This window comes from Commensalibacter intestini A911 (assembly GCF_000231445.1).
GTDB classification, from domain to species: domain Bacteria; phylum Pseudomonadota; class Alphaproteobacteria; order Acetobacterales; family Acetobacteraceae; genus Commensalibacter; species Commensalibacter intestini.
In genome coordinates this window covers 1-23422 of the sequence record NZ_AGFR01000001.1, presented here as the reverse complement: position 1 = coordinate 23422, position 23422 = coordinate 1, and the positions used below count along the sequence as shown (strand labels likewise).

The window sequence follows — 23422 nt, the reverse complement described above, 5'->3', positions numbered from 1 at the left end:
AAAAATGATATGCATTTTATAAAGCATCTGCATTTCTATTTTTTATATACCATTCCATAAAAAAAGAGAGATAGTGAAACCACTATCTCTCTCTCTCTGAAAACTACTTATGAGAAGCTAGAATTAGTTTGCTTCTGGAGCTGGAGCTTGTTCAGCACCTGGGCCTTTTTTACCATGATGAGCTGGTTTACCATGGTGAGCTTTTTTACCTTGGTGAGCTTTTTTACCATGATGAGCTGGTTTACCATGATGTTCACCTGCTGCTGGACCTTGTGGACCATGACCTTCTGGAGCTGGAGCACCTTGTGCTGGAGCTGCTGGAGGAGCTGAAGGAGCTTCTTGAGCGAATGCAGGAGCAGCGAAAGCTAAAACAGCTACAGTTGAAAGAACTGTTGAAAGAGTAGAAAATAATTTCATTTTATATCACCATAATTTAGAAATAACAGGATCGAAAACGTATGTTGTTTCGACATGAGTAAAAGCTAACACAATGTTTTTGACATGTCTTATATTTAAATTTTGATTTTGTTACAATTTTTTACATAATCGCCATATTTTGGTCTGATTATATCTTTCACTGCCACCTTTAAAAGATAGAAAATGGCATATTTCGGTCACAATGTATAAAAAACCAGTAAAAGCATAGAGTTAGTATTATACAATTTGTTACAAAAAAGGCCACCTTAAAATGAATTAAGGTGGCCTTTTTACATTTAGTTACAAGAATTAAGCACTTTTTTGGCGAGAATTCTTTTTACGATCATGTGGATTCAAATAAAGCTTACGAATACGTACTGCTGATGGAGTCACTTCAACCAACTCATCATCTTCAATATAAGCAATTGCTTGTTCCAAAGACATTTTACGAGGTGGAACTAACAATAAAGCTTCATCTTTACCTGCGGCACGGATATTAGTTAATTTCTTTTCTCTAACTGGATTAACATCCAAATCATTTTCACGAGAATGCTCACCCAAAATCATACCAACATAAACTTTTTCACCATTACTGACGAATAAAGTCCCACGGTCTTGTAAAGAGAATAAAGAATACTGAACCGCAACACCATCTTCAGCAGAAATTAATGATCCATTACGACGACCAGGAATTGCACCTGCCCATGGACCGTATCCTGAGAATAGACGGTTCATAATCCCAGTACCACGAGTATCTGTTAAGAACTCATTATGATATCCAATTAATCCTCGTGATGGAATCGAAAATGTCAATCGAACTTTACCACCACCGGATGGATTCATGTCTTGCATGACCCCTTTACGCACTGATAATTTTTCAACAACAACGCCAGAATAAGGCTCATCAACATCAACCAACACTTCTTCGTATGGTTCTTCTTTTTCACCAGTTTCTTCGTTAATACGTGTTAATACTTTTGGACGACCAATTGTTAACTCAAACCCTTCGCGACGCATGGTTTCAATTAACACACCCAATTGTAATTCCCCACGACCTGCGACTTCAAACGCATCAGTTTCATTACTATCAGTTACTTTAATCGCAACGTTACTTTCAACTTCACGGAATAAACGTTCACGAATCTGACGAGACGTCACTTTCTTTCCTTCACGACCGCCCAAAGGACCATCATTAATACGGAAAGTCATAGACAATGTTGGTGGATCGATTGGATCTGCGTGTAATGCTTCTGTTACTTCAGGAGAAGCAATAGTTTCAGAAACGGTTGCATCGGAAAGACCAGCAATCGCAACGATATCCCCAGCTTGAACTTCATCAACAGGAACGCGTTCCAAGCCACGGAATGCCAACAATTTACTAATACGACCGGTTTCAACAATGGTTCCATCGGTACGTAATACACGAACTGGCATATTTACTTTTGCTGTTCCATGCTCTACGCGACCAGTCAAAATACGACCTAAGAAGTTGTCATATTCTAGAATACTAGCAACCATTGCAAAAGGAGCATCTTTATTTACATTTGGAGCAGGCACATGCTTAACAATCAAATCAAATAAAGAGCTTAAATCTTCTTTATGACCTTCAACAACGTAATCTGCCCATCCTTGACGACCAGATGCATAAAGCATTGGGAAATCAAGTTGCTCATCATTTGCACCTTGAGCAGCAAACAAATCGAATACTTCATCATGCACTTCATCAGCACGTGCATCAGAACGATCCACTTTATTCACAACAACGATTGGACGTAATCCACGTTTTAATGCTTTAGCAACCACGAATTTTGTTTGTGGCAATGCACCTTCAGCAGCATCGACCAATACAACAGCACCATCCACCATTGACAAAATACGTTCAACTTCACCACCGAAGTCAGCATGGCCTGGGGTATCAATAATATTAATCCGTACATCATTCCAAACAACAGATGTACATTTTGCCAAAATTGTAATACCACGTTCACGTTCTAAATCATTACTATCCATCGCACGTTCAACAACATGTTGATTCTCACGAAAAGTTCCAGATTGTTGTAGTAACTGATCTACTAGTGTTGTCTTGCCATGGTCAACGTGTGCAATAATGGCAATGTTACGGATTTTCATAATACTCTATTTTCTCCAAATAAATTAAATCTCTATACCGATCAACAGCATAGAGTTATCTTAGAAGTTATCTTTATCGACTATCTCTCGATAGGACAAGCTAACTTTATCTTTTAAAAGTTCATTACTTCTTTTAATTCAGGTAATGGTCTAGCACCAAAGTGAGAAATAACTTCAGAAGCAATCACACTTCCCAAACGTCCACACTCTGCATAAGTGCGATCTGTTGTCCAGCCTGCCAAGAATCCAGCAACATACGCATCCCCCGCTCCCGTAGTATCTACAACAACCGTAGGAACACAAGCAACCTCTATTCGCTCATTATCAGCAATAATCACACTTCCTTTTTCTCCGCGTGTTACAACGACAATAGGCGCATCCTTAGCAGCTTTCGTAATCGCTATTTCAAAGTCTTCTGTTTCATATAAAGCACAAATTTCAGCTTCATTCGCAAAAACCATATCTACACGTGTCGATACAAAGTCTTTAAATGCTTCCAAGTGACGCTTCACACAAAAAGGATCAGATAAGCTCAATGCAACCGTTTTATTTGCATTATGCGCGATATCAGCCGCTTGATAAAATGCTTTTTGAGCTAACTCACCATCAAATAAATATCCTTCTAAGAAGGTTACTTTTGATGCACTAATGACTTCTGCAATCACATCTTCAGGTTTAAACTGAGTACAAGCGCCTAAATACGTATTCATCGTACGTTGTGCATCAGGCGTTACAAAGATCACTGAACATGCAGTATATAAGTCAGAATGCCCTTTTAAAGGCTGTGATGGAAAATGTACGCCGCCTTGCCTAATATCTTCTGCAAACCTTTTTCCAAGAGCATCATCAGCTACCTTACCCAAATACGCAGCTTTTGCCCCCATCAACGCTGCCACAAAACACGTATTCGCTACAGAGCCACCACTCATTTCTTTTTCTGGCTTAACTAATGCTTTTAATTCTTTAACACGCTTGGCATCAATCAATGCCATTGTGCCGGGAACCATATTTTGTTTTTCTAAAAAGCTCGAATCGACTTGCACAAGAACATCAACAATCGCATTACCAATACCTGCAATATCAAACTCTGCATCATTTGCTTTTTTACGGGTTAAAATTTCTCTAAAACTTCTCATTTTCTCTTTATTAGTCCTTACTCTATAATCCTAATATGCCGTACATTCTTGACATAAACTAATTTTTCTTGTTCAAAACAGTAAAAATTTGACAACTTTTCTTTGCTATCATTACGAAAGCCAACACAAATCATATCCATTGATATATATATTTATTAATTATGATTTACAATTTTAACATTGATCTACTATATGAAAGTTAGTGTTTTAAAAAAACAGCTTTATCATCATACAATATTTATTTTATTCCCAATCACAATAAAGGCCTTATCCTGATGAAAAATAACTTACCCCCAACATTGGAGAAAAAATTAATTAATCGCAATACACTTCTCCCAAATACGGAGAGATCTTATAGTAGCACTAGCCATCACGATACAGCATCCCATCGTCGGAGCTTAGTGATTGGACAAGGTATTCGTATCCAAGGGACACTAGAAGATGTTGAAACATTAATTGTTGAAGGGACTCTTGAAACCCAAACAATTAAAACTAAAAAAATTATCATCCAAAAAAACGGTATTTTAAACGGCGAAGTAGATACTCAAGATATCGAAATTACAGGAACTCTTGAAGGTAACATTACCGCTCAAGGAAATTTAATTGTGACTGCAACTGGTCGTTTAATTGGCCAAGCAAAATGTCGCCGTCTAAAAGTAGAAGATGGTGGGCAAATCACAGGTCAAATTGAAATGATTACCTCAGACAAACTTAAAACAACACATCCTGTTTCAGAACAGGAAATAAAAAATATCCAAGAGAATTCTATTGCTGAAGAACTTCTTAAAACAACTGATAAACCAATAGACTAATCATTATTATTTTTGTCTCTCTGAAACTCATCACTCAAAGAGACAAAAACAATATATTACTTAAGCTGCGTTCCCTTTACGATCCCTTAGTTTTACGTAAGCAATTTGCACATGTTCTAAGCAATAAGGTTTACCTGGAATTGCTTTCGCACCACAAAAATGAAAATCTTTTGTACCAGGATCACCAATAGGCCAACAACAATCAGACAAAGAACGTCGTTTGGGTAGCTCAACTGGTGTTGAGAACTCAATTTTTGCTTTCTTAACAGGTTTAGCTTCTTTTTTAACAGCCGCAGCCATCATGTCCAACTGCTTAACTTCTATAGTTTTGCTAGAACCAGCAATAGGTGCAACTTTTACTTTTTCGACTTTATCCAATTTATCAGCTTTAGGTTTCGCGACAGCTTTTTCAGTCCTTACAACCTTCTCTACAGGCTTGGTTTCTTCTTTCACCTCTACTTTTGCAGATACTACCTTTTCTTTTTTCACTACAGCTCTGCGAATCGGTGAAGGTCTACCTTCTAACCCTAAACGATGTGCCTTACCCACAACTGCATTCTTTGTAACATTTAAATGTCGTCCAATTTCAGCAGTAGATAATCCTTGTGTCCATAACTCACGCAGCTTGGCTACAATTTCTTCCGTCCACTCCATAAATCTTACTATCCCTTTATTATCAATATCGTTTTATACAATTAACTATTCTATATCTGCAACTCAATTAGCGTTTTATTAATTCTATTTTTTGATCTTGAACCCCTAAAATGAGCTTTCCATTACACAGATCAATCGCATCTTGCCCAAATACGTCACGCCTCCATCCTGTTAATACAGGCAAGTCGGTTTTTCCTAGCGCTAAATTTTCTATATCTTTACTATCAATAACTAACTTAGGAGCTACTTGATATAGCTCACATTTCGCTTGTAACAAGACCTTTAACAAAGAAACTATTGCTTCTGAAGGCTTTTTCTTTGGTTGATCCGCTGAAATCGGTAATGGTAATAAATCAACCTCTGTATTCTTAACTGCTTTTATAACCGTTAATAATGCCCCCCCCTCTTTACCATCAGCAAATCCTTGAGAAACACCACGAATACGTGATAGCGCCTTTACACTGTCAGGTAATGCTGCTGCAATCGCCAACAAACTTTCATCCCTAACCAAATGTTGTCTTGGAATATTTAATTTTTGTGCTTCTTCTTCACGCCATTGAATAATTGCATATAAGCAACCTAAAACACGACGATTATTTGTTTTCGGACGTAGTCTTTTCCATATTTTATCTAAAGGTGGTAAAAAGAAATTAGGATCTGACAAAACTTCTATTTCTGAAGCAACCCAACTAAAACGCTTGGTCTGATGCAGTTTATTTAATAAAACCTGATAAACATCCCATAAATAAGTCACATCCGCTGCTGCGTAGTGTTGTTGTGCAGCAGTCAAAGGACGCATCGCCCAATCACTAAAACGATGAGACTTATCAATAGCAACACCTAATAACGAATCGACTAAACTATCATAACCTATTTGATTACCAAATCCGGCCACCATTGCAGCGACCTGCGTATCAAATACAGGTGTTGGTAATTTTCCAAATAAATGTAAAAAAATTTCTAAATCTTGTTGCGCAGCATGAAAAATCTTTGTCACCGATGGTGCTGATAATAAAGGAAGTAACAAAGATAAATCAATATCTTTTGCTAAGGCATCTAATAAATAAACATTACCTTTTCCTGCGATTTGTATCAAACACAACTCTGGCCAATAGGTCTTTTCTCGAACGAATTCAGTATCCATCGTTACGAACGCTTCACTCAACAAAGAGGCAACCATTTGTTGTAATGATCTATTATCTATAATCATCACAGGCTTAGAAAATTTTTGCAAATTGCTCATATATTTATTGTATAACTCTCTCTAAAAAAAGAAAAATATCATATTTTTCTTTTCTTCAATACTCTTTTTTATCCTATAATTGATATAATTGACGTGGAAAATGAAAAGAACGCCAATTTCCTGCTGCAGTTTTTTTATATTCCATCTCTACGTGACCATAAGCACGTTTTGCTAAATCATGACACACAAGCAACAATCCACCTAATGGACTTTTTTCTTCATTATCAGATAAAATTTTTTGCATTAATAACTCTAACACTGCCATTGACACAGCACCAGGACCTGTACATTCCCAAACGCTAGAAAAACTACGCTCTATTGTTAAATTTTCTCTTATTTTTTCGATACTTGCTAAAATAATCGGATTATTTGGCTGACAAACAATAAAATCATTATCAATACAACAAGGTTTTCCTCTAGAAAAAAACAAAAAACAATCAAAAGAATAAGTATTAAAAATTTCTTTTAAAGAATGATGACAGTTAATATCGATATCAACATAGACCCCACCATTCAGTGCTAAATAGCACATACGGAACAAATCCGATTTCATTGAAGGATGTACACAACGACGCTCATATAAACGATAAAGATCTTGCCCGTAATGTCGTTGAATAAACTCACCTGCTGACTGCTCATTAAATAGTATGACTTGATAACCATCATTATATTGACGGATTTTATCAATGGATTTTTGAACCTCACCCGAAGGTATTGCATCATGCCAAAATAATAAAATCTGTTTAGGAATCATCGTTTGCAAGATTTTCGTGTTATTTAAAGAAGTATCCTGATCAATTACAGACAAAAAACGAGGTTTTAGAAAATATTCTAATTCCTCTAAAGGATGTAAAGAAAATTTAAAATATTGCGCTTTTTCTTTTTCTTCTTTTGTAAACATCTTCTGATTCTTTTCCTTTGATCGACCTATATTAAGATAGAATATTTTTAAAGTTCAATTTATACTAGCAATTGAATAATAACCTTACCTTAACAATGAATATAAGATTATGTCTGAACCATCTGATTTAAAAAAACATCTGACCCAATTGGGACAAAACAGCCCTTTACCACAATCTCCAGAAGAAGCAAAACTGGAACGTGTTCCTGCGCCTTATCAAGAATATGATTATACTATTCGCTTCACTGCGCCAGAATTCACATCTCTTTGCCCGATTACAGGACAACCAGACTTTGCACATCTTGTAATTGATTATATTCCTGGAAAGTGGATTGTTGAAAGCAAATCTTTAAAATTATACTTATCAAGCTTTCGTAACCATGGTTCTTTTCACGAAGCATGCACAATAGAAATTGCATCAACAATCGTAAAATTATTAAAACCTAAATGGTTAAGAATTGGTGGATATTGGTATCCAAGAGGTGGAATGCCGATTGATGTTTTCTGGCAAACAGATACGCCACCTAAAAAAGTATGGATCCCAGAGCAAGAGGTTCCATCATATAGAGGAAGATAATTTCTTACCTTCCTCAATTGATCAGTTTGGCTACTTCTTTACGGAGGTAGCTAACTCTAGCATAACCCGAGCATTTTGCATTTCGTCAGTCAGCTCACGTTGTTTCTCAGCATCATTACCCTTCGCAGCTTCTTGGAAGCTTGCTTCTAAATCAGCCAAACGTTTCGTCGCTACCTCTTCAGATAACTCATCCAACTTTTTGACTTCTTTAGCAAGAACTGTGCATTGCGTTTCTTTCATTTCAGCAAATCCGCTTTCCACAAAGAAACTATCTATTATTTTATTGCCTTCATAAAGATGAATAACACCTCCACGAAGAAGGAAGATCATAGGAACATGACCTTCCATTGCAGCAATATCACCTTCTAAACCGGGCAAAACAGCCATATCGACTTGTTGAGACACAACAACTTTTTCTGGACTAACAATTTCAAGTTGTATCGACATTACTGCCTTCCTTTACAGCTATACAAAACGACTTATTTAGCGTCTTGTTTCATTTTTTCTGCCTTTGCAACAGCTTCATCAATGGTTCCTACCATATAGAAAGCGCCTTCTGGCAAATCATCATGCTTACCATCTATGATCTCTTTAAATGAACGCACGGTATCTTTAACTGGAACCAGTTTACCAGACATCCCTGTAAAGACTTCAGCAACATGGAAAGGCTGAGAAAGAAAGCGTTGAATACGACGTGCGCGTGCAACAACTTTTTTATCTTCTTCTGAGAGCTCATCCATACCCAAAATCGCAATAATATCTTGCAATGATTTGTAATTTTGAAGAATTTGTTGAACTTTACGAGCAACTTCATAATGTTCTTCACCCACAATATTAGGATCCAAAGAACGAGAAGTTGAATCCAAAGGATCAACCGCAGGATAAATTCCCAATTCAGAAATTGCACGGTTCAACACCGTTGTTGCATCCAAATGGGCAAACGTTGTTGCAGGTGCAGGATCGGTCAAATCATCAGCAGGCACATAAATCGCTTGCACAGAAGTAATAGACCCTTTTTTCGTAGAGGTAATACGTTCTTGCAAGTTACCCATTTCAGTCGCCAATGTTGGCTGATATCCCACAGCTGAAGGGATACGACCCAACAACGCAGATACTTCGGAACCAGCTTGAGTAAAACGGAAAATATTATCCACGAAGAACAATACGTCTTGCCCAGCTTCGTCACGGAAATGTTCAGCAACCGTCAAGCCAGATAAAGCAACACGAGCACGAGCCCCAGGAGGTTCATTCATTTGCCCATAAACCAAAGCAACTTTTGAACCTTCTGTGTTATTACCGTCAACTTTAATAACGCCAGCATCAATCATTTCATGATACAAATCGTTACCTTCACGAGTTCTTTCACCAACACCAGCAAACACAGACACACCACCATGCCCCATTGCAATATTGTTAATCAACTCTTGAATCAAAACGGTTTTACCAACACCCGCACCACCGAACAAACCGATTTTACCACCACGCAAATATGGGCAGAGTAAATCAACAACTTTAATCCCTGTTTCAAGGATTTCTGTTGCATCGCCTTGTTCTTCAAAAGAAGGTGCTTCACGATGAATTGGAGAGTAATGTTTTGCGTTTACTGGGCCTTTTTCATCAATAGGTTCACCAATAACATTCAAAATACGACCCAATGTTTCGTTACCTACAGGCATACGAATTTGATGTCCTGTATCAGCAACTTCCATTCCACGAACCATACCGTCTGTAGAATCCATTGCAATACAACGAACTTGGTTATCACCAATTTCTTGTGCAACTTCTAAGACCAGATTACGATCGCCAACTTTACAAGTTAATGCGTTCAAAATATAAGGCAATTCACCTGTAAATTGTACGTCAACCACAGCACCTTTAACTTCGGTGATGCGACCTACAGAATTACTTTTTGAAGCAGCTTGATTCCCCGCAGATGAATCAGTTGTTGCTGCGTTTTTTTCTTCAATTGCGGTTTCCGACATAATAAGGTCAGCTCCTAGCAGAATAATTATAACAATCAGGCAGCATTTGCACCTGATATAACCTCGGTAAGTTCATTCGTAATATTCGCTTGACGAGTACGGTTGTAATACAAGCTTAACTTATCAATTGCTTTACCTGCATTACGCGTTGCACTATCCATAGCAGTCATACGAGCACCTTGCTCTCCAGCATTGGTTTCCAACATTGCTGAAAATAGCTGAACCCGTAAATTTTGAGGAAGCAAGCGATGCAATACTTCTTCTGGTTCTGGTTCAAACAGATATTCAGCTTGTGATTGCTCTTGACGAACTGCTAATTTATCGTCCAGCGTTTCATCTTTCTTTTCACTAACGGCAATACTCAAAGGAATTAACTGTAATTCTGTTGGAACTTGCAACATTACATTCTTAAACTGGTTGTAAATCACAGTACAAACATCACATTGTTGATCTTGTAACAATTTTTCAACATAACTGGCAATCTGCTCAGCAGTGTCAAAAGTCACATTACCCAAACGATGATCTCCACCTTCTGGCCCAACAACTAAATCAGGATATTCACCACGGAAATAAACATAAGTTTTAAATCCAACTGGACATATCTTTACGTTTTTTCCTTCTTTAAGAAGTTTTTCAACAAAGTTACGTGTTGTACGATTAATATTCCCGTTAAATCCACCTGCTAAACCACGATCACTGCTCATCGGAATAACCAAATGAAGATCTTGCTTTCCTGTGCCTGACAACAAGGTTGGCAAACCAGGACGATCACCAAGAGATTCTTTTAAGTTAACCAAAATACGTTGCATAGTTGTTGCAAAAGGCTTTGATTCACGTGAACGCTTTTCCGCACGATGCATCTTTGCCGCAGCAACCATTTTCATAGCACTGGTAATTTTTTTGGTTGATTTGACGCTGCTAATTCGTGCACGCAATTCCTTTAAAGAAGCCATAATGACGCTCCCTTAAACTTGCTTGAACTTAAGAACGAAATCTTTTAAGAACGCTACCAATTTTTCTTCCAACTCTTTGGAAATTTGAGCAGCATCACGGATCCCATTTAAAATTTCAGCACCAGAAGAACGTATTACTTCGATAAATTGTTTTTCGAAGCTAGCAATTTTCTCTACTGGAATCTCATCGGTATATCCACGAGTTCCTGCATATAGAATGACTACTTCTTCTTCCATCGTATATGGAGAATTTTGAGGTTGCTTTAACAATTCTGTTAAACGTGCACCACGTTCCAAAAGCTTTCTGGTTGATGCATCAAGATCAGAAGAGAACTGAGAAAATGCTTCCATTTCACGATATTGTGCTAAGTCTAGCTTAATACTTCCAGCAACTTGTTTCATTGCTTTACTTTGTGCAGCAGAACCCACACGAGACACAGAAGTACCAACGTTAACAGCAGGACGAATACCACGATAGAATAATTCAGTTTCCAAGAAAACTTGACCATCAGTAATCGAAATCGCATTGGTTGGAATATAAGCAGAAACGTCACCCGCTTGGGTTTCAATAACTGGAAGTGCCGTTAATGAGCCACCACCATGTTCATCTGACATTTTTGCAGAACGTTCCAACAAACGTGAATGCAAATAGAATACATCCCCAGGATATGCTTCACGTCCAGGCGGACGACGAAGTAACAAGGACATTTGACGATATGCAACAGCTTGTTTTGATAAATCATCATAGCTGATTAATGCATGCATACCGTTATCACGGAAATATTCACCCATAGCAGTTGCTGCATAAGGTGCAATATATTGCATAGGAGCCGCATCAGAAGCTGTTGCAGCAACAACAATACAATATTCCATAACCCCTTGAGCTTCTAGGGTACGAACGACTTGTGCAACTGTAGAGCGTTTTTGCCCAATAGCAACATAAATACAATAGAGGCTTTTCTTTGGATCATTCAGCGCATTCATTTTCTTTTGCGCAATCATGGTATCAATCAATACAGTTGATTTTCCTGTTTGACGATCTCCAATGATCAACTCACGTTGTCCACGCCCAATAGGAACCAACGCATCAATTGCTTTGATCCCTGTAAGCATAGATTCGCAAACTGATTGACGAGGCATAATCCCTGGGGCTTTAACATCAGCCAAACGACGTTCAACGTCTTTTAATGGACCTTTACCATCGATTGGATTACCAAGACCATCAACAACACGGCCCAATAATCCTTTACCAACAGGCACATCAATCACTCGATTCGTACGAGAAACAGTATCCCCTTCACGAACCTGACTGTCATTTCCAAAAATAACAACCCCAACGTGATCGCTGGAAAGGTTCAATGCCATCCCTGTTAAATCACCATTCGCGAAGGAAACTAGCTCACCCGCCATGACGTTTTGCAGGCCATAAACCAATGCAATACCGTCACCAACAGACAAAACAATTCCTGTTTCCTCAACGTTAGACTCTTTATCAAAGGACGCAATTTGTTTTTTAAGGATGTCCGAAATCTCTGCGGGACGGATTTCCATCACGCGGCTCCCTTCATAACATTATGTAGACGATTAAGACGAGTTTTAAGGCTAGCATCAAAAAGCTGAGCCCCAATGCGTATAACAAAGCCGCCTAGTATCTTTGTATCAATACGCTCTTGTATATTTACTTTATTATACCCTGCTTGAGCCAAACGATCTTTTAACTGAGCATGTTGCTTGTCCGTCAAAGGATGCGCTGTAACTACTTCAGCCGTTACCAATCCACGACGAAGATTAACCAAAGCAAGAAACGATAATAAAATAGCTTTTAAATTACCAAGCCTGCGATTATTCGCAACCACACCAGCAAAATTCTGAAGTAATTGACTAAAACCAGCTTGTTTTAAGGTGCCAACAACGATCTCACGGCTTTGCGCTGTATCAAAAGATGGATTATTTAAAACCCCTCTTAATAAATCGCTTTCATTGATGGTGTTCAATAAATTTTCAACTTCATCAATGACTTCATTCAAAACTCGCTCTTCTTCAGCCAACTCATAAAGAGCAGTAGCATAGCGACCTTTGAGATCATTCGCTGTAAAGGTTGATGCTGCACTAGCAGCCATTGTTGTATCGGTACTCACTTCGCTTATTCTTTCATTTCTCTTCTAGAATATAGTAACAAAGCTATACAGCTTTCTCTACCTTCCCAACAATTAGGGTATAGACGTTCATAAAATGTACTTTATACCAAATCAAATCAAAAACAAAAATTAAAAAAGCACTTCACTCATAGTTTAATTCAAAACTGTTGCAAGTCTGTTCAACTTCACAAACATATTCCAACAAAAAAACCACAAAACTGTAACTTTAAACTTGTGAGATAGATAAAAGATTTTTAAAAAAAAGAAAAGCCCCAGAACACGCAAAAAAACAAACAGATTAAGCATAAACACCAAAATATTTTTATACTTTGCCTTAAAGTAACAGAAGAAAGTTATATAAGCCCAACACAATCCTAGTAATCCATAATAAAACAAACAATATCAAAACGAATTTTTATTAGATTTTATTATTACTAATACCAATTAATTGATCATAAAAAACATTAATATCTGTAATCTCTTTAACGTTTGTCTCTAAAATATTTTTTTCCACCCTCTTCTTAAGAGCACTTGAATATTCATAAACAAATACTTTTAAGTGACCATCCCATGACAAACGAAGCATATAACGCCCACTCAATACATCCTCTGGGGTCTCATCATCATTTGACTCCTCTGTAGTCAACTCGCGCAGAATCACCACTTTATCATTATCAGGTAACAACTTCAGCTGTGCTTCTAACCAATCCCAATCATTATCATCCAAAAATTCTGATTCTTTAAAATCTCTTGAGATAAAAGGAGCATCAAATGAACTTCTAACCTCGACTAAAGAACCATTATAATCGCCGAGAAGTTTACCAAACAAAGTCGGCAACTCTTTTAAATTCGATTTATAGGCCATGATAATATAACGCACACTTATTGGATGCGTAGATTCTTTAAGAGCTTTTTTTAATTTATCAATATTATTCAAAAAGATATGCTGCCTAGCCCCTTTACGCAATCTTTCATAAATTTCAGAATCTAACGATTCAAGAGAAACATTAAGGTGATGCAACCCTGAGTTAACGACCCATTCAAAAAAGAATCTGGCAGCTTTTTAGCCAAATTCGTCGTGAAAAATATCTTTTTTCTGTATTCTTCGGGCACTTTAGCAAGATAATCAATTAACTGTGGATGCAATGTTGGTTCATGCAAACATGAAAACCAAAAATCTCCATCAGGGAGAAATGGAAGAAAACGTAAAGCAGCATTAATTGTGTCATCATCCATAAAAAATGTTTTTTTAGTTGACGAATAATCATACAAACAAAATGGACAACGCAAGTTGCAGTTATTAACAATATCCATTGCCATATGTAAAAAAGGCTGAAAATCTGTTTTTAAATTAGGCGCAAAAGGAACTGTATACTCGGTATTTTTAACACGTATAAAGACCTCTTTCTGCTCAGCCGAGTTCAATATCCGTGGAAATTTAATAAAAAAAGCATAACAACAACTTGTATCACCAATAGACTTGATCGTCTCATAATGTAATTTATTGGCTATAGAAGAAATCAGCACCTCACCCGCACTTGATAAAACCGCCTCACACACCAAACGATCCTGCGGCAACGCTTGATTACAGACCCAACCACATACATAAGAACAATTTAACTCATCAACAAACCCTATAAAGTCATCTTTGACTACCTCAGAAACAACTTCCACTTCTGGAATATTTTTCCTACGAATGATCTTTTTTAAAAAATTATACAACATGAAAATTAAGGGCTTATCAATATAAAACAGATTACTTCCAACATTTTACAAATAAATGTTAACAAGATTGAATATCAACAACAAAGAATAATTAACATATAATTGAAAGAACAAATTACACATAACAGCAAAATTACTAACGTAAAAGCCAAACAAAACATATTCACATGAGTTGTTGCAACACTATTAGTTAACTTATAATATTTTAAGAGGAAATTTAATCATTTGGAGCGGGCGAAGGGAATCGAACCCTCCTCAGAAGCTTGGAAGGCTACTGCATTACCACTATGCTACGCCCGCTAAACCAAGGAATTGAAGCGCAAACTCATACGTTCAATTAATGTAATACTCTTTTAGCAAACTTTCCGATCCAATCAAGTCTTTTTTTTAATTTTTTATATATTTTAGAAAAAATGTTTTTTAATCATTTTTTCTCTTGACTTTCTTCCCATTTCATTGCTTTTTCTCTTACTATGATTTTAAGAGATCGTCCTTGCAAAAGGATTGATTTTAGTTTAAAGTCACACAGTGATCATGCAGGGGTGTAGCTCAATTGGCTAGAGTGCCGGTCTCCAAAACCGGAGGTTGCGGGTTCGAGACCCTCCACCCCTGCCAATAGACACGTTATAGTATGTCATGAATGTAACCACATTCATCTTGTCCTTTAACCAGGCATATATATTAAATTAATATATGGTGCTATTTTGAGTAGGAAAGGTGTTTCGTGTCGGTCAATCCCACGAAATTTCTGCGTGATGTTCGTAGTGAAGCCAAGAAAGTAACTTGGCCAACGCGTCGCACGACATTAGTCACAACAGCCGCCGTGCTTGCAATGGCCGCTGGGGCTTCCGCATTCTTTTTTATTGTAGACCAAGCCATCGGCTTCGGTATCCAAACTTTGTTTGGCTTATAGGAGATTTAGGTCTGTCATGGCAAAAAGATGGTATGTCATTCATGTCTATTCTGGATTTGAAAAAAAAGTTGTTCAGCAAATTAAAGAACAGGCTGAACAAAAAGGATTAGATGGTCAAATCGAAGAAATTTTAGTGCCTTCAGAAGAAGTCATCGAAGTTAAACGTGGTCAAAAAATTCATACGGAGCGTAAATTTTTTCCAGGATATGTTCTGGTAAAAATGGAAATGACTGATGAAGCTTGGCATTTAGTCAAAGACACACCTAAAGTCACAGGTTTCTTGGGCAATAGAATGCGTCCTTCTCCTATTTCTAACGCCGAAGCTGAGCAAATTATGAAACAAGCTCAAGAAGGTATGGATAGTCCTCGTCCTTCAGTTAATTTTGAAGTCGGTGAACAAATTAGAGTTTCAGATGGCCCATTTACTTCATTTAATGGTGTTGTCGAAGAAGTTGATACCGAAAAAGGTCGCTTAAAAGTTAGCGTTTCCATTTTTGGTCGCTCAACTCCTGTTGAGCTTGAGTATAATCAAGTCGAAAAATTATAAGTATTTATATCTCTTTTAAAAGCGCTTTATGATCAATGCGAATCATAAAGCGCTTTTTTTATGTCAAATTATTTTCAGAAACTATTAAAGTTAACCCCTTAACTCATACACAAGCTTAATAGATAAAAGCATATATAGATTTTTCTACTTAAAGAATTACATAACTTCCAAATACGAGATCAAAAACTTTCTAATTATAATATTAAAACTTCGTAAAACCTAATCCTTGTGCAAAATTACCTCAATAAAAAAGGGAGCATAAAGCTCCCTTCTCTTTTTAATATCTATAGATAACCTATAGAGTAGATGATGCTGGTAAATCCCTTAAATTTTCAGCCGCCGTATCAGAGACTTGACCAAGTAATTGACTTAATGCAACGACTAATGCTTGAGTGCCACTATCAGCAGGTGTTTTTTGCAAAGTTAACAAACGATTAAATTTAGCAGGTTTATCACCATTATACCGAATCACAAGATCAGCAGTAACAATTGCGTTTCCAGAAGAATCCTGATTAAATTTAGAAATATCCATTTCTACATAAACTTGAGGTGTTGTTTCTGTTGCTTGATTCTGCAGGAAAATGCGTGCATCTGGCAAACGCTGAGCAAGATTCAACATCATCACTCTCCCAATCATATTCGTAACATTATCTCCCCACGCATCAGAAGAAGACAAAGTCAGCTTATTATTACTAATTTCAGAAACAATTCGATCCTTATCCAAAAAACCAGCCAAAGAAGGAGTTCTCACCTCTATAATTGACGCACTACCACGATAAATCATTCCTGGAACAGAAGATAATGTATAATATGTCGGCCCAGCATTACCACAAGCTGTTAATACGCTTCCTGTTGTAGCTAAAACAGCCCCACCCATAACAGTTTTGAATAGATGGCGGCGTGATAACCCATTTTTAAAAGATAGATTCGTCATTATTTACGTCCTGTTATAAGAGCAGATGGATGTTGTGTCATAAAATCACTTAAGAAACGCAAAGATCTAGCAGTTTCACTTAACTGCACAATCATGCCTTGTAAATTACGATGGAAATCTGTATTCCCACCATAACTTGCCAATAATTTATTTGCATTTTTAAGCGTATCATCTAATTGACGGCTCATTTCTGGCAGTTGTTTTAATAACGGTGTTGCACCATTATTAAGTTTTTTACTAAGGTCACTCATGTTTTGCATAGTTTGACGCATAGCTTTTAACGTCTTCGCAACATCAGGGCTATTTAATTTATCATCCGTATGAGCTAATAAACTGTTCAAATTCTGCCCCATTTGATCCAATGGCATTGCAGCAATCTTTGATGCAACTGTTGACATAGAGGCCATAATACCATCCATACCACCAGCTTGACTTGGAATAACCAGTGTGTCCCCTTCCATTTGAGGAACAATTGGAGTCTTACTATCAACAAAATTCAAAGAAATTAAAGAACTACCAAATAAGAAATTATCACTAGCAACACTTGTCTTCATACCATTAGCAACTAAAGACTTGGTAATTAACGCTAATGTTGCAGAATCATACTTCTTACTAAAAGCAAATACACGATTAGGTTGAATATCCATCGTAATTTTTGCCCGAGTTTGCTTAGCTTTCCGATCGATAATCAAAGCAACATCTTTTACAGTACCGATTTGCAACCCAAACAATGTTACACGGCTACCTTTCCCTAGCCCCTTGACTGAAGAAGCCACATAAGTCACAAGAGGCACATTATCACGGAAACGCGCATTTTCAGCTGCGTCCCTATCTGAATATAAAGTAAATTTCGTATTTGTCGGAACAACAACTTTATTACTTGGCGCTTTATCTGTTACCGTAGGACGATCTAACTCATCAAACGCAACACCACCAGACATTAAAGCTTGAATCGATTGCAACTCAACATTTAAACCTGTTGCACCAAAACCAAATTTAATTCCAGAGACATTCCAAAAAGCACTATCTGGTCGCAAATAAGTATCATAAGGTTTTTTGATAAAAACATGCAATAAAATAGGGCCAACACCACCAGCAGGCATATCGTAACTGAGCACTTCCCCTGCCACGGTATCACGATAGAAAATAGGTGCACCTTCCCCAAGAGATCCTAAATTATCAGTTGCCAAAACATACGAAGTTCCTGGCTGGCCAGAGCGCACACCAGGAGGTGCTTCTAAACCGACAAAGTAACGTTGTCTTCTACCAACCTTATAATCACCTGGATCTAAAGTAATATAAGCACCACTAATTAAAGTTTCGAGACCTGAAATACTTGCACCATTAAAACGAGGTCTAACCACCCAAAAACGCGCATTACTGGTAATAATGGATGAAGCACGGCTGGTCATCGCGATCTGTACATCCACGTGACTCATATCTTTACTTAAAGAAACACTTTTAACAGTACCAAGAACAACAGATTTACTTTTAACCTGCGTCTGACCACTAACAATACCATCTGCAGTCTCGAAAGAAACTGTAATCGTAGGACCAGAATTAGCAATCGCTTTCCAACCTAGATAAATAGCTAAAATTGCTACAAGAATAGGCACAACCCAAACCAAGGAAAACTTGATTTTACGCGAAGTGGCAAACGGAGCCTGATTATTATTATTTTGAGACATATTTTTATTTACTTAATATTTATCCATTTGATTCATCTATAAAAGATGAATGTTCTATTTCTTTACTTTGGTAATCATACTCAGAATTATTCATCCCTGCATAATCCCACATTAATCGTGGATCAAAAAAATCTGCAGCAAAAATCGTTACCACAACTACTGCCGCGAACATCAGAATACCCACATGCGCATTGACCGTTGCAAGCGCATCAAAATGAATTAACGCAATCAAAATTGAAATCATAAAAACATCAATCATTGACCATCGACCAATAAAAGAAATAACTTCAAATAACTTTGATCTTGTAATTAATAACTTTTTTGATCGCATTAAGCTGGCACCAATCATAATACCAATACCAGATATTTTTAAAACAGGAACCGCAATACTGGCAACAAACACCAATAATGCCAATGGAACCATGTTACTTTGCCATAACTCAACAACACCACCAAAAATTCTATGGCTGCTAGTTAATCCCATCATAGTTGTACTCATAATAGGATATAAATTGGCTGGAATATAGAAAATAAAAGCAGCAAACAATAAGGCCAAAGAGCGATTAAGACTATTTGGTTTACGTTTATGTATTTTATTCCCACATCTTGGACATGAACCAATATGCCCATCCTCATGAACAGATTGATTTGTTGTCAGTACGATACCACAGCACTCACAAGATACAATACGATCATTACGTGGCAATTGAGGTAACTGATAATGTCCGACATCTACTTGTTTTTGGTGAAAAGTCGTTGTTGTTTTAATAGGACAACGCTCCCACAACCCTGCAAAATCAACACTAGCATCCGTAATACTCATCGATATCATCAGCAATACCATAGAATATAAAGAATAGTCTATTTCTACATAAGCCATACCAACTAGCTTTGTATAAGCAACAAAAACCCCTAGGATATACACTTCGACCATCGACCAAGGACGTAATACTTTATAAAAATGCAACAATTTTGGGAAAAAATAAGGTAGTTTTTGATATCTTGAGAAATGTAAAATCATTAACATTAAGCTAATAGCTATTATGGGAAAGACAACTACAGCTAAAGCAACCAAAAATCCAACAACACCTAAACCTTGATTCATAAACTCGATACTACCGCTTAAAACCCCTAAAGAGTTCGTCCGTCCATAAATATTCACAGATAATAACGAAAATGCAATCATCATCACATATAACATAGCAGATGATATCGCAAAAGAAAAAGGAACTGCCCTATAGCGGCTAATCGGATGGCGGAATAATTCACGCCCACACCGATGACAGGCAATAAGTTCGCCATGCTTTACTTCTGAATATTTTTGAACCAATCCACAAGAAAGGCACTCAACTGCCTCATCAACGACACACAATGTCTCGTTTAACTCTTTACACTCCAACACAAAGTTCTCTCTTACTCAAATATAGAAAGTCAGAATCTAATAAACAATAGATCTGTTTTTCCTTTGACGCTTAAATATTTTTATTTATAGAAAACAAAATATAGACTGTGATAAATCTATAGATATTTCAAAATAAAATATAGAAAAATACCCTATCACTCTTGCAGTCTATGCTCAGCTCCTATATAAAAGCACGATACAGAAGCCGACATAGCTCAGGGGTAGAGCAACTGATTCGTAATCAGTAGGTCCTCGGTTCAATTCCGAGTGTCGGCACCATTATTATTTTAAAATAAGTGCTTTTATTTATTAACTTCAAATAATACATATATTTGAATAGTTTCCAAGCATTTTATTTGTTTTACTCATTTTTTAACACTTCTATAAAACAAAAAATAGCTGAAAACAGCGTATTATTATAATAATACGCATTATTCCTTAAATGAATAAATATATCATTATATTAATTTGTATAAGCAATATTCGCCTGTTCAGCTTGTTTTTGCAAATCTAACGCACCCTTTAATTGTAATGGCAAAGGAGCACCATGATCATCTTTTTGACATGTATTAGCAGCTGCTTGAAATGTCGGATGTATATCTGAAGATAATTGATTACGCAAACAACTAACATCACTTTCAAAAGGAAGACGTCCCATTTCTGGATTACATCCTGCTACTGATAAAAGTGTAAATCCTAATAAAAATACTTTTTTAATCACTTTAATTCATACCACTTGTTCATTTTATAGGATCGTATTCACCCTGAAATACGATCTTAATTCAACGAATTAATAGCTATAATTTATACATGATATTTTTTAAAAAGTAACGTTTGTTTTTAAACCAAATAAAACTGCATCTTTATATGTATTTTGTGTTGCTGCAACATTATGAAAATATTCAAAAATAGGCATAATCATTACACCACGATAAGCTGCAACACCATAATTGGCTTCAAGAAGTAAACTGTTACTCTGCACCCCAGGAGCACCATTTAATAAGCCACCAAAAATACCATTAGCTCCCCCCGTCGCCAATCCATTATTAATTTGATATTCTTGGGCCCTGCTCAACCCTTTTGGTACGGTATAATATGTTAACATCACACCGATTTGATCATAAGATCTAGCTTGCCAAAACCCACGATCCAAAAATCCAATATTGTAAAAATCTTTAAAGGTAGAAGTTGTTGCAGCATCATGCCCATAATTTGCAATAACATATAATCCATGATCTTCAATCGGATCATTACGATAAATCATTTGATCTGATTGAATCCAAAACTGGAAACGATTATCTTTCTTACCTGAACCTGTTACTTGTGCTGACCATGTTTTAAATCGACTACTATCAATTCCTGCGCCAACATGAATATGACCAACCAAATGATTCTTGCCAATATCAGGATTATATCCTAATTCAACGGGCACAAATGCACCAGTTGTCTCCGAAGTCCCCCAAGTCCAACCAGTTCTACCACCTTGAGGCCAAGGCGTACTTTGATAAGCCCCAACCTGTATATAACTTTGAGAAGTTATTTTATAAAGAATACGCCCCCCCCACACAGCACCAGGCCAATCAGAAAACCCTTGTTGAGATTGCGTACTTCGTGGATGCCCACAGGTTGTTAGCAACATAAATTGACATGCGATTGCACTATGCGCATAATCATCACCAACACTCATACGACCAATTTTAATATCGATTTTATCACGCCATAATTTTTGCTCTGCATATAAATCATACATACGAAGCAAACGCGCATAACCACCACCATAAACTTCTTGTGCTTGGATCTGCGAATCACCAACATAATCAGCACTCGCATTACGACCAGAACGGTTCATAATAATTGCATGAGTTGAAAAGCCTTTCCAACCAATTATTTTTTCCCAATCAACATCCACTGAAAATGCTATTTGTTGAGTAAAATCAGCACCTTTTCGACGACCACCACTGACAACTCCAGCGGTTTCAGTCACCCAATTTAAACCTAACTGAATACCATATTGGTTTAAGTATTGATTTAACCCACTAAAGAATAATTCTTTTGAAGGATCTCCGTCAGAAGAGGGCTGTGCAACAGGTTGAAGCGACTCACTCTTTTTGACTTGCAAAGCTTGCTGAGCTTTAGCTGTATTCATGTAAGCCATCGACAGAAAAGTAGTTAAAACAAATAATGTAGATATTTTATAATTACTTTTCTGAGACATTTTCACCAAACCTTAATAATTAACGCACAATCAGCAAAAACACAAAAAAGAGTTTATTGTCAAATAAAGATGTTGTGAAAAATAAATGAATAAATCAATGTATACCTATTGCCACATCAAGAGAGCCATTAATAATAAATTGAACGCCCATACAAACAAGCAAAAATCCCATTAATCTTGATATTGCTTGTACGCCACTATTACCAATAAAATTCATAATAACAGTAGAACTACGCAATGAAACCCATAGTAAAAGACTAATAATCAAAAAAACTACAATAGGAGCAACAATTAATACCCATTGAGAAACATGTACGCCTCCACCTTGATTTACAGCGGATGCATTACTAATAATCATTGCAATAGTACCAGGTCCAGCTGTACCAGGCATTGCCAAAGGCACAAATGAAATATTTGTATCAGGTTCTTTTTGCAACTCTGCCGTCACAGAATGTACTTCAGGTACCTCATGTAGTTTTTTTACAGGAAACAACATTTGAAAACCTATGAAACAAACGATTAACCCACCAGCGATTCTTAACCCTGGAACTGATATTCCAAAAGTATTCATAACGATCTGACCTGCGTACCAAGTCACAATCATAATCAAAAAAACATATACCCCAGCCATAAAAGCTTGCTGTTTACGCGTCTCTTTACTCATTTCCTCAGTTAAACTAAGGAACAACGCAACTGCAGTTAAAGGATTAGCCAAAGGCAAAAGAGTTACTAACCCAATACCTATAATTTCAAAAAATTCTATCATCTTAACTATATATTATAAATAAAAACCAAACTCAAATGTTATCAATAAGCATATGATCATGCAAATAGAAGATTTCTATCTACACAACCATTGTCATAAGAACAATATTGCAACAAAATAGTAATAAAATCAAAACTGTAACAATATTTTCTTTACAACCTGTAGATGTATGATACTACTATACACATCTACTAGCTTTTAACTTCTTCAGACTTATATATATATTAGCCCATAAGCAATTATGGGTTTTTTTATGTTATGCACACACTATATATAATTTTATTTATGT

The 23422-nt window shown here is 36.7% G+C and carries 23 protein-coding genes and 3 tRNA genes; 6 read left to right on the top strand and 20 right to left on the bottom strand.

The features are described from left to right. Positions 1–123: 123 nt before the first annotated feature. From CIN_RS00130 to CIN_RS00120, 3 genes are all read right to left on the bottom strand, one after another. Positions 124–417, bottom strand: coding sequence for a hypothetical protein (locus CIN_RS00130; protein WP_008853014.1), 294 nt, complete (start codon positions 415–417; stop codon positions 124–126). Positions 418–726: 309 nt separating this feature from the next. Beyond that, the gene (gene typA, locus CIN_RS00125) at positions 727–2547 is read right to left on the bottom strand and encodes a translational GTPase TypA (RefSeq protein WP_008853013.1); all 1821 of its coding nucleotides are present in this window, start codon (positions 2545–2547) and stop codon (positions 727–729) included. Positions 2548–2660: 113 nt separating this feature from the next. Further along, complete coding sequence (locus CIN_RS00120; protein ID WP_008853012.1) at positions 2661–3683, bottom strand: adenosine kinase; 1023 nt, start codon at positions 3681–3683, stop codon at positions 2661–2663. Between the two features lie 275 nt (positions 3684–3958). Between CIN_RS00120 and CIN_RS11240 the strand changes: the two genes are divergently transcribed. Next, positions 3959–4495, top strand: a complete 537-nt coding sequence (locus CIN_RS11240) for a bactofilin family protein (RefSeq protein ID WP_008853011.1) — start codon at positions 3959–3961, stop codon at positions 4493–4495. Positions 4496–4555: 60 nt separating this feature from the next. On the opposite strand, the gene CIN_RS00110 is transcribed toward CIN_RS11240, so the two are convergent. From CIN_RS00110 to CIN_RS11235, 3 genes are all read right to left on the bottom strand, one after another. Further along, positions 4556–5149, bottom strand: coding sequence for a GcrA family cell cycle regulator (locus CIN_RS00110; protein WP_008853010.1), 594 nt, complete (start codon positions 5147–5149; stop codon positions 4556–4558). Between the two features lie 67 nt (positions 5150–5216). After that, a complete protein-coding gene (rnd, locus tag CIN_RS00105; protein WP_008853009.1) occupies positions 5217–6392 on the bottom strand; it encodes a ribonuclease D in 1176 nt (391 codons plus the stop codon). A gap of 73 nt (positions 6393–6465) precedes the next feature. Beyond that, positions 6466–7293 (bottom strand): glycosyltransferase family 32 protein, encoded by an 828-nt coding sequence (locus CIN_RS11235; protein ID WP_008853008.1) that lies wholly within the window; start codon positions 7291–7293, stop codon positions 6466–6468. Positions 7294–7402: 109 nt separating this feature from the next. Between CIN_RS11235 and queF the strand changes: the two genes are divergently transcribed. After that, complete coding sequence (gene queF, locus CIN_RS00095; RefSeq protein WP_008853007.1) at positions 7403–7870, top strand: preQ(1) synthase; 468 nt, start codon at positions 7403–7405, stop codon at positions 7868–7870. A gap of 30 nt (positions 7871–7900) precedes the next feature. Here queF and atpC read toward each other — a convergent pair whose 3' ends face one another. The 8 genes from atpC to CIN_RS00055 form a co-directional block, all read right to left on the bottom strand. Next, positions 7901–8317: an ATP synthase F1 subunit epsilon gene (gene atpC, locus CIN_RS00090; protein WP_008853006.1), complete on the bottom strand. Its 417-nt coding sequence runs from the start codon at positions 8315–8317 to the stop codon at positions 7901–7903. Positions 8318–8349: 32 nt separating this feature from the next. Beyond that, positions 8350–9852, bottom strand: a complete 1503-nt coding sequence (atpD, locus tag CIN_RS00085) for a F0F1 ATP synthase subunit beta (RefSeq protein WP_008853005.1) — start codon at positions 9850–9852, stop codon at positions 8350–8352. 35 nt (positions 9853–9887) lie between these two features. Then, positions 9888–10805, bottom strand: a complete 918-nt coding sequence (locus tag CIN_RS00080) for a F0F1 ATP synthase subunit gamma (RefSeq protein WP_008853004.1) — start codon at positions 10803–10805, stop codon at positions 9888–9890. Positions 10806–10817: 12 nt separating this feature from the next. Then, positions 10818–12356, bottom strand: a complete 1539-nt coding sequence (gene atpA / locus CIN_RS00075; protein ID WP_008853003.1) for a F0F1 ATP synthase subunit alpha — start codon at positions 12354–12356, stop codon at positions 10818–10820. Beyond that, positions 12356–12943: an ATP synthase F1 subunit delta gene (gene atpH / locus CIN_RS00070; protein WP_008853002.1), complete on the bottom strand. Its 588-nt coding sequence runs from the start codon at positions 12941–12943 to the stop codon at positions 12356–12358. The genes atpA and atpH overlap by 1 nt, the downstream gene beginning before the upstream one ends. 418 nt (positions 12944–13361) lie before the next feature. After that, on the bottom strand, positions 13362–13880 hold the full coding sequence (locus CIN_RS00065) for a hypothetical protein (RefSeq protein ID WP_139016908.1): 519 nt from the start codon (positions 13878–13880) through the stop codon (positions 13362–13364). Between the two features lie 50 nt (positions 13881–13930). After that, positions 13931–14668, bottom strand: a complete 738-nt coding sequence (locus tag CIN_RS00060; protein ID WP_008853000.1) for a radical SAM family protein — start codon at positions 14666–14668, stop codon at positions 13931–13933. A gap of 226 nt (positions 14669–14894) precedes the next feature. Continuing rightward, positions 14895–14968: transfer RNA gene (locus CIN_RS00055), tRNA-Gly, on the bottom strand. A 238-nt stretch (positions 14969–15206) separates the two neighbouring features. Here CIN_RS00055 and CIN_RS00050 point away from each other — a divergent pair. From CIN_RS00050 to nusG, 3 genes are all read left to right on the top strand, one after another. Further along, positions 15207–15283, top strand: a tRNA-Trp gene (locus CIN_RS00050). A 109-nt stretch (positions 15284–15392) separates the two neighbouring features. After that, on the top strand, positions 15393–15581 hold the full coding sequence (secE, locus tag CIN_RS00045) for a preprotein translocase subunit SecE (protein ID WP_008852999.1): 189 nt from the start codon (positions 15393–15395) through the stop codon (positions 15579–15581). 16 nt (positions 15582–15597) lie between these two features. Beyond that, positions 15598–16128, top strand: coding sequence for a transcription termination/antitermination protein NusG (nusG, locus tag CIN_RS00040; protein ID WP_008852998.1), 531 nt, complete (start codon positions 15598–15600; stop codon positions 16126–16128). A 295-nt stretch (positions 16129–16423) separates the two neighbouring features. Here nusG and CIN_RS00035 read toward each other — a convergent pair whose 3' ends face one another. From CIN_RS00035 to CIN_RS00025, 3 genes are read right to left on the bottom strand one after another with little or no spacing between them, the layout of a single operon-like run. Further along, positions 16424–17062 (bottom strand): PqiC family protein, encoded by a 639-nt coding sequence (locus CIN_RS00035; RefSeq protein WP_040363608.1) that lies wholly within the window; start codon positions 17060–17062, stop codon positions 16424–16426. Beyond that, complete coding sequence (locus CIN_RS00030; protein WP_008852996.1) at positions 17062–18750, bottom strand: PqiB family protein; 1689 nt, start codon at positions 18748–18750, stop codon at positions 17062–17064. The genes CIN_RS00035 and CIN_RS00030 overlap by 1 nt, the downstream gene beginning before the upstream one ends. A gap of 19 nt (positions 18751–18769) precedes the next feature. Continuing rightward, positions 18770–20152: a paraquat-inducible protein A gene (locus tag CIN_RS00025; RefSeq protein ID WP_008852995.1), complete on the bottom strand. Its 1383-nt coding sequence runs from the start codon at positions 20150–20152 to the stop codon at positions 18770–18772. Between the two features lie 204 nt (positions 20153–20356). Between CIN_RS00025 and CIN_RS00020 the strand changes: the two genes are divergently transcribed. Continuing rightward, positions 20357–20431: transfer RNA gene (locus tag CIN_RS00020), tRNA-Thr, on the top strand. A 184-nt stretch (positions 20432–20615) separates the two neighbouring features. Here the strand turns inward: CIN_RS00020 and CIN_RS00015 are convergent. The 3 genes from CIN_RS00015 to CIN_RS00005 form a co-directional block, all read right to left on the bottom strand. Continuing rightward, on the bottom strand, positions 20616–20873 hold the full coding sequence (locus CIN_RS00015) for a hypothetical protein (protein WP_008852994.1): 258 nt from the start codon (positions 20871–20873) through the stop codon (positions 20616–20618). Between the two features lie 99 nt (positions 20874–20972). Then, positions 20973–22367: a carbohydrate porin gene (locus CIN_RS00010; RefSeq protein ID WP_040363607.1), complete on the bottom strand. Its 1395-nt coding sequence runs from the start codon at positions 22365–22367 to the stop codon at positions 20973–20975. 94 nt (positions 22368–22461) lie between these two features. Continuing rightward, positions 22462–23133, bottom strand: a complete 672-nt coding sequence (locus CIN_RS00005; protein ID WP_008852992.1) for a MarC family NAAT transporter — start codon at positions 23131–23133, stop codon at positions 22462–22464. Positions 23134–23422 lie beyond the last annotated feature (289 nt).